The following is an 8,240-nucleotide window of genomic DNA, read 5'->3' on the forward strand; positions in this document are numbered from 1 at the left end:
ATAAGTGCTTTATATTTCTCAACTTTCTAAGTATTTGATGTTTGCTATAGTTTAGAGAGTACATAGATTTGGATGAATAAAAACAATGAAGCGTAAGTTGATAATTACAGCGGGGATACTGATAGTCGTTGGCGTGCTTTTGAAATTGGCTCTCGTGCTAATTTCAAACCAGGTGCTGGTTCAAGCCAAAGATGATTTGGTGAACGTTGGGTCTTTCCAATACTTAGGCGTGAAGACATCCTTGTTGGATGGCGAGATAGTTGTGTCTCAGCCAAGTTTCAAGCATTTTAAGTCTAAGCAAGACATATCGGCTGATGCGGCAACGCTTCATTTTGATGGTATTTTCGATTTAATCCTAAGCCTTACTCAGAAGCTTAGTGGAGACTATTCAGTCATCGAATCCGTTTCTCTTCAAGGTGTGGCCGTAAGCCTTCCATCGCAAACTTTAATCGATCACTTCAATGAGCAGACTTCAGTACCTGCGAATGCCTTATTCGGTTGGTTGAGCTGCGATGGCCAAAGCGTACCGAGTACACAGTTGTTTGAAGTTATTTCTGTCGCGGCTATTACAGGCAATGCTTCTGTTCAGAATCATTCAGATGACATAGAGCTTGAACTTGTTACTGATGACTTAGGTTCCTTAGCTATGCGCTTCAGTACAGCTCGTGGCTTAGATTTGGTTTCATTTCAATATATAGAAAATGGATATTTCAAGCGGCTCTTAAATAGTTGTGAATCTGTGGTCCAAGAGGACTTAGACCTAGCCGGATTCTCAATGTCCGTGATCGATGGTTGGAAAGCTCAGTTACTTCAAGAAGGGTTTCGTGTCTCGGATGCAGCCGCGATGGCATTGTCTGCTTATATCGCAAAAGGCGGAGTGTTGAATGTCAGCTTGTCTTCTCATGACATGGCGATTGAACAGGCTTATGGTTGGTTACCTGTCTTGGAATACGGTGGGACGCAGCTTACTGTGAATACGGATCAAGGCGTTGAACTTGGGCTTCAGAAATATGTTCCTGAACCGAAAGCTGAGCCGGTTGTTGAAAGTAAACCAGTGGAAATAGAGCCGCAATATTTGAACGTCGAGCTTACAGAGCTTGACGCGATGTTAGAAGAACGGGTGCGCATCACATTGCTGAATGGCAAACAATCCGAGGGTATGCTTAGTCAGGTTGATGAGCACTTACTTGTGATTACTCCTCTCAATGGAGACGGAAGTGTTTCGTTTACGTTTAAACGCGTTGAGTTAAGTGTCCTAGAGGTTTGGAAATAAATTCAATGAAATTGCATATTCCTAAGGAATTACACAGCTTTGAAACGCTGTTAGCGAAACTTGTCGGCGAAAATTCAATTAGCGCTAGTGATTCCTCTTGGGATCATAGTAATGAATCCGTGATTCGAGAATTAGAAAAGTGGTTTTTGGGTTTAGGATTTCGCTGTGAAGTAATTCCGGTTGATCAACAGGCGGGAAAGTACAACCTTATCGCGACGCTTGGAACAGGCAGTCGAGGTTTAGTGTTGGCTGGGCATACTGATACGGTTCCTTATGATCAGGCAAGATGGAACTCAGACCCTTTTAAGTTGAGTTTCTCTGAGGGCAAGTACTATGGCTTAGGGACATGCGATATGAAAGGTTTCTTCCCTATCATAGTAGAAGCCTTAAAGAGTATGGATCAAGCGGAGTTAAATGAGCCCTTAATCATTGTTGCGACTGCTGATGAAGAAAGCTCAATGGCGGGAGCGCGACTGATCGCTCAACAAGGTAAACTTCAAGCCCGAGCGGCAGTTATTGGGGAGCCAACAAGTATTCGACCTATTCGAATGCATAAAGGTATTCTCATGGAGGCGGTCGAATTTAGAGGTTGTTCTGGGCATTCTTCGAATCCAGACTTGGGGAATAGTGCCGTCAATGCAGTTCACGGATTTTTAGGAGAGCTTTTCGCATTTCGTTCGCGTTTGCAGGCAAACTATCAGAATGCGAATTTTGAAGTTTCGGGACCTACATTAAATGTCGGTGCAATACATGGGGGAGATAGCCCTAATCGGATTTGTGGACACTGTCAGATGAATTTTGATATCAGACCGCTTCCTGGGATGTCCGTTTCTTCACTTCATGCTGAGATAGATGCGTTAGTGAAACAGACAGGCTACAAATACAAGATCGATGTAAAACATCGCCATATGGTAGAGCCAGTTCCAGCCTTTGAAACGTCACGTGATGCGGAGCTAGTTAAAGCTTGTGAACGCTTAACTGGAGTTCCAGCAGAGGCGGTAGCTTTTGCAACGGAAGCCCCCTTCTTGAGTGGTATGGGAATGGAGACAGTTGTAATGGGCGCTGGATCAATTGATCAAGCTCATCAACCCAATGAGTTTCTTGCCGAGCAACAAGTTGGAGAAATGGCTAAGGTCCTTTCGTCGCTGATCAATAGTTATTGTATCGCGCAGCCTTAGTACGAGAGATAATAAAACATGCAAGATTGGATTAACTGGTTTCGTCACGCTTCACCTTATATCAATCAACACCGAAATCGCAGCATGGTTTTCGGCGTTTGTGGTGAGGCGATTGAGCATAAGAATTTTATTAACATCGTTCATGATATTGCTTTGCTATGTAGCCTAGGTATTCGTGTGGTGCTGGTCTTAGGAGCACGTCCTCAGATCGACAGAAATTTAATGTCGCGTGGTTTGAGTTCTGTTGTTGAGGAAAACCTTAGAGTTACGAGTAAGGAAGCACTTCCTAGCGTGCTCGAAGCATATGGCAAGGTAAGAAGTGAAGTAGAAGCCTTACTTTCTATTGGATTGGTCAACTCACCAATGCATGGCTCTTCGATTAAAGTGGTGAGTGGTAATTTCATTTCGGCGAAGCCTATGGGGGTCTTAAACGGCATTGATTATGGCTGGACCGGAAAAGTGCGTAAGGTTGATAGTGAAAGTATTAACGGTCACTTAAAAAGCGGTGCACTGGTTCTTCAAACAGGGCATGGTTACGCAGTGACCGGTGAAATTTTTAATCTGTCTTATGAAGAGTTAGCAACAGATATTGCCGTGGCACTAAATGCTGAAAAGCTCATTATGCTGGGTAGCGACAAAGCGATAGATGATGGGGCGGGTGAAACCTGTAGACAGATAACCCCGGATGTCGCACAGTCATTAGTCTCTTCGACAAGCGACGATGATAACGCAAGGTTATTGGCATTAGCTCAACGTGCTTGTGATCTTGGCGTTAAGAGAACTCACCTTTTAAGTTATGCCTCTGATGGTGCGATTCTTGAAGAACTATTTACGCGAGATGGTATTGGTACCATGGTTAGCGCAGAAAGTTATGATGAGGTAAGAGCCGCCACCTTGGACGACTTAAATGGTATTCAAGAATTGATTCAGCCCTTAGAAGAGCAAGGGATTTTAGTGCGTCGCTCTCGTGAAGTTCTCGAGACCGAGCTAGATGCATTTACCGTTAATGTTCGCGACAATGCTATTATCGCGTGCGCTGCTCTGTACTCATATCCTGAGGTAGGGTGTGCAGAATTATCTTGTTTTGCTGTCGACCCTGAGTATCGTAAAGAAGGGCGTGGTGATTACATGCTTGAAGAGATTACAAATCAAGCGAAAGCTCAAAATCTTGAGTATTTGTTCGTTCTAACCACTCAGACGGAGCATTGGTTTTTAGAACGAGGTTTTGAGATGAGTGCTTACTCGGAGTTGCCTGATTCAAAGCAATATGACGTGAGCCGCAAGGCAAAAGTTTTAAGGAAAAAACTGAAGTAACGGTCCAATGATCACAGAACGAAGAACCCAAGAACGTATATCGAGTGAACAAGCCGCCACGCTGTATTTAGAATCTGGTGAAAGCTATGCCTGTGTTATTGCCGACTTTTGCGGCCAAGGGATGTATATCACTTACACGCCCAATGCACTTGGTTTATCTGAAGATAATCGCGTCATACGTGTGGGTTTTGTCGATGAGTTAGGGAAAGAACTTTTTGTAAACGCTGAGCCAAGACACGTGACATCGCAGGCGGCTGGTTTGCGTTTTTTAAACAGCTATCCTCACGTCGTAGAAAACTTAACTAAGCGCTTTGCTAACCGAGAAACGCCTGATATATCAGCTGTTCATCGCCTGGTGATCGAGCGTTGTTTACAGCAATCAGATATAGCGATTACGGCAGCGTTAGAGGGCGTTCTTCCAGAAATCGTACAGTCATTCCAACAATCTGCAATCAAAGCATCGACTGATCAAGATGCAAATGCGCGCATGAGCATTGCTGAGCGCGTTGAGAAGCATAGTTCGAGTATTATTTCCAAAGCTCGCAACGATATTCTTAGCTTTGACAGCTTAGCTTTAGAGTTTTCTCAACACGAAGAAAACGAGTCGAATTTAAGTATTATCGAAAAAGTAGAGTTTGAAGATTGGTTAATCGCGCGGGTGCTCATTACGCGTTTAGAATCGCACTTTCGTACAGATTTATTGCTACTAAAAATGCGCACGGATGCAATGAATTATCATAGTCCGATTGCGAGCAGTAGCCCCTTAGGTCCAGAACGAGCGGTTTACGCATTTCGTTCAGCGATACATCATTTCGTTAATGACCCAACTCTGGAAAAGCTTGCATTCAAACTATACGAAAAGGCATTGCATGGTGTGCTGGATGAGCTATATCAAAAGCTCAATAGCACGCTTGAAGCTGAAGGTATTCTAGCGGATAAGAGTCTTAGCTCTCTGGCCAAAGAGAAAGTTGTTTCACCCGATCTGCCAGAAAGCAAAGACTCCGAGCCTTCGGTAGAAGACGAAGCTCTTAATGATTCAGCTCAGACTACTGCATCAAATGCGTCTGTTAATTCAAAGCCCGCTTCAGAAACAAGTGGCCCTATTGTCGACTCTGTTTCTGAAAGCAACTCTTCTCAACAATCGCCCTCGTCCTCTCAAGCTAACAGGCCTTTTGGATATCGCCAGCAATCATTGAATCATGCTGGCGTTGATCAAGGTAATATTTCTGCTAGCAACATTACTGGTAAATCAAGTCCTGTCGAGCCAGGTGTTGACCAAGAACAGATTAAAGAAGCTCAGTCCTTTTCAATTTTTAGAAATATCTTGAGTAGCTTCCCATCTAAGAAGACCGCACAAATTGATTATTCTGTCTCAGCTTTTAGTTCGAATGAGTTGAACGAAGGGCTTGCGCAGAAGCAAATCCCAACACGTTCTCTTGATAGCGACGGTGAAGCCTTAAGCTTATTGTCTCGTGTTCTTCAAAGCTTAAATACTGGAGAAGATGAAGAGAAAGCTCTATCGCATGAGCAACAAGGACAAGTAGACGTTATTGATCGTTTCTTTGGATCATTACAAAATAATCCGCGTATTAGCTCTGAAGGCAAACAACATCTGTTTCGATTAGAAATACCAGTTTTACGCCAACTTTTGGAAAACGATACTTTCTTTGAAGATCAAAATAGCCCTCTTCGTGATGTGCTTAATCGTATTGCCAAACTCGGTGCACAAGGCAATCGTTTGGGACGTGTAGGGCATCAAAAAATTTCAGCGTTGCTTGAACGAATTAATACGGAGTTAAATGAAACCCCGGGCGTTATTGATGAGGTTAAAACTGAACTCGATGCGCTAATGGTCAAGCAGCATTCTCAGTATCTGAAAAATGTAGAGCGGGTTGCTACGGCAGCGGATAATGCACATCGATTAGAAGATATTCGTGCTGAATTAGAACAACGCATAGTGTATCTCCTTGATGGGGACGTACCTGTTGCTGTCGAAGAAATGCTGAATTCGGGTTGGTTAGACTTTTTGCAGTTAGAAGCTGTTAAGCATGGCATTGATAGCGACCAAGTAAAAAATGGCTTTCAAGCCTTAAATGCGTTGATTCAATTTGGCCGAAAGCCCGAGAGTGGATTTGAGGCTAAGAAATACGTTCCGTTTATTCAACAAGGATTAATGCAGATTTCAGGCGGGCAAGATGTTGCGAAGTCAGTCCGAGAATCTCTTAAAAACTTAGTGCTTGATGCTCAGCATAATCAGCACAAGATGATTCCTGGACAGACCTTGCCACTCGTGAGCGATATTAAGAAAGCCGATCGAGAGAATACCAACAAAGAAAAATCAGAACGCTTGGTTCCGTGGATTAAGCGTGCGAAATCTATCCCTCTAAATGCTTGGATGAGGTTTGACAAGGATGGTGAGTCGACTCAATTCATTCGTTTAGTCTGGATTGCGAAAGGATATAGCAAATTTGTTTTTGTGAATCACCAAGGTTTAAAAGTTATAGAACTTGGGCTTTTGAAATTGTCGGAATATCTAAAGCTCCAATCGATTACTCCTGACCCTAATTATGATCAGTCTCTCGTTAAACAGGGGCTCGATGATATGGTTAAGGATGTTTACGAGAGACTTGCGTTAGGCGCATCGACAGATCAACTAACAGGCCTTCAAACTGAAGATGAATTTAGAGGGAATGTTCGTCGCCGAATGCAAAGCGGAGAGAGAACTTCCCCGTGTGCGATGATGCTAATTCGTTGTCTGTTGGGTGAATTACCCGAGAGTTTAGAGAATAAAGCCGTAGAAGCGATTGGCGAGGTTCTTCGTAATTTTGAGGCAGATCAAGCATCGGTCGCACGTCTAAATCGCTATGACTTTGCGATATTTATTTCTGGTAAAACCCTGAATGAACAAATTGCACAAGCAAAAGAGATTGCGGGGCGTACAGCACAGATTGGTGTCGAATTTGATACGCCGTTTGTTGTGTTGTCGAGTGAGGTGCGGGGCTATCTAGGTTTTCATAATGAGCGCAGCTTGTTATCGAGTGCTGAGCAGAGCCTAAGGAAGATTGATCGTAAAGTATCTGGCGATGTTCAGGTTGAACTTTCTCAAACAGAAAGCGCATCTTCTCGATTTGCGATTGATGATTTGTCGTATTTCCAGGTGATGGCACAGCCTGTTAAAAACCTTTCGAACAATCCTATTTCAGACCATTTAGCGTTGAGCTGTATCGAGTCGGATGCGGACAGTAACTTTCTAGCAGTAAACAAAGACGAAGGAGTGAGCATTAACTCCTGGTGGTTGAACTACATCGATGCTCGCTTAAATCAAAATGATATAGGTGTTGGCAGAATTCCAATACATAGTTCAGCATTTTTTGATGAGAATTTTAGTCAGTCTTTGCAGAAGGTATTGATGAAGGGGCATATAGCCGCAGATGATTTGTGGTTTGAGATATATGACCTAGACAGTGTGTCTAATCCTTATTTAGTAGCTGATTTAATGATGGATCTTCAGAACTTAGGGGTGAAATTTAGTCTGGCTGGATATGGAACTAAGCAATGCTCGCCCGACTTAGTAGAGTTGTTACCGATTGATTCGGTGACGATGGCAGCGAATACTTTGCAGTCTTCGCAAGAGTTAGAAGAGACTGAGCGATCACTGATTGAGTTGGCTCAACACTTCGGTAAATTGGTGATTGTTTCTAATGTTGATTCAGCTATTGCGATGCAAAAAGCAAAAATACAAGGAGCCGACTTCGCTCAAGGAGAGCGAGTCGGGCCAGCAAAAGAGTACAGTTAAGGACTAAGCTTCTTTAATTTCGTAGCTGTGGGTGATTTCTACATCAGCTTTTTCAAGCATGATTGAAGCAGAGCAGTACTTAGTAGCTGAAAGTTCTACAGCTCTTTTAACAAGGCTCTCTTTAAGCTTTGTTCCAGTAACAGTGAAATGGATATCGATTTTTGTGAACACGCTTGGAACTTCATCAGCGCGCTCGGCCGTGATGTTAGCAACACAGTCAGTGACGTCTTGGCGAGACTTTTTGAGGATGCTCATTACATCAAAGCTAGTGCAGCCACCTAAGCCAAGTAAAATCATTTCCATTGGACGAGGACCTTGGTTCTTGCCACCATGATCTGGAGGACCGTCCATTGTGATTGTATGGCCGGAACCAGATTCTGCTACGAATTTAGCGTCGCCGCCCCAACGTATTTCTGCTTTCATAAAATTGCCTAAATAATGCGTTTAACTATGGCGCGAGAGTACCACAAAACAGAGTTTATTTTTATAAATGTGTATTTGATTTATTAGTCTATACTTTTAACTATCAATAAGTTGCCGAGAGCAGTTAAACATCGACAAAGGTGTTATTCGGTCTTGAAGGCATAATATAAAAAAGCGAAGTGAGCCGAGTAGCTCGTTTGCATATATGCATAAAAAGGTGTGTCGAATGTCCACAATCTTAAAACCAGTAGAAAGT

5 protein-coding genes are annotated in these 8,240 nt (G+C 43.2%); 4 read left to right on the forward strand and 1 reads right to left on the reverse strand.

Translation table 11 applies throughout. The annotated features are described in order from the left end of the window. The first annotated feature begins 85 nt into the window (after positions 1 to 85). The 4 genes from A3738_RS08510 to A3738_RS08525 are packed head-to-tail and all read left to right on the forward strand — an operon-like array spanning position 86 to position 7,561. Entirely contained in the window at positions 86 to 1,273 is a 1,188-nt protein-coding gene (locus tag A3738_RS08510) for a hypothetical protein (RefSeq protein WP_068475497.1), read from the forward strand. 5 nt (positions 1,274 to 1,278) lie between these two features. Beyond that, the gene (argE, locus tag A3738_RS08515) at positions 1,279 to 2,451 is read left to right on the forward strand and encodes an acetylornithine deacetylase (RefSeq protein WP_068475495.1); all 1,173 of its coding nucleotides are present in this window, start codon (positions 1,279 to 1,281) and stop codon (positions 2,449 to 2,451) included. Between the two features lie 18 nt (positions 2,452 to 2,469). Next, on the forward strand, positions 2,470 to 3,765 hold the full coding sequence (gene argA, locus A3738_RS08520) for an amino-acid N-acetyltransferase (protein WP_068499690.1): 1,296 nt from the start codon (positions 2,470 to 2,472) through the stop codon (positions 3,763 to 3,765). Between the two features lie 7 nt (positions 3,766 to 3,772). Next, positions 3,773 to 7,561, forward strand: coding sequence for a DUF1631 family protein (locus tag A3738_RS08525; RefSeq protein WP_068475491.1), 3,789 nt, complete (start codon positions 3,773 to 3,775; stop codon positions 7,559 to 7,561). 3 nt (positions 7,562 to 7,564) lie between these two features. Here A3738_RS08525 and A3738_RS08530 read toward each other — a convergent pair whose 3' ends face one another. Next, positions 7,565 to 7,984, reverse strand: a complete 420-nt coding sequence (locus A3738_RS08530) for an OsmC family protein (protein WP_068473867.1) — start codon at positions 7,982 to 7,984, stop codon at positions 7,565 to 7,567. Positions 7,985 to 8,240 lie beyond the last annotated feature (256 nt).

The sequence above is a fragment of the Oleiphilus sp. HI0066 genome (genome assembly GCF_001635725.1).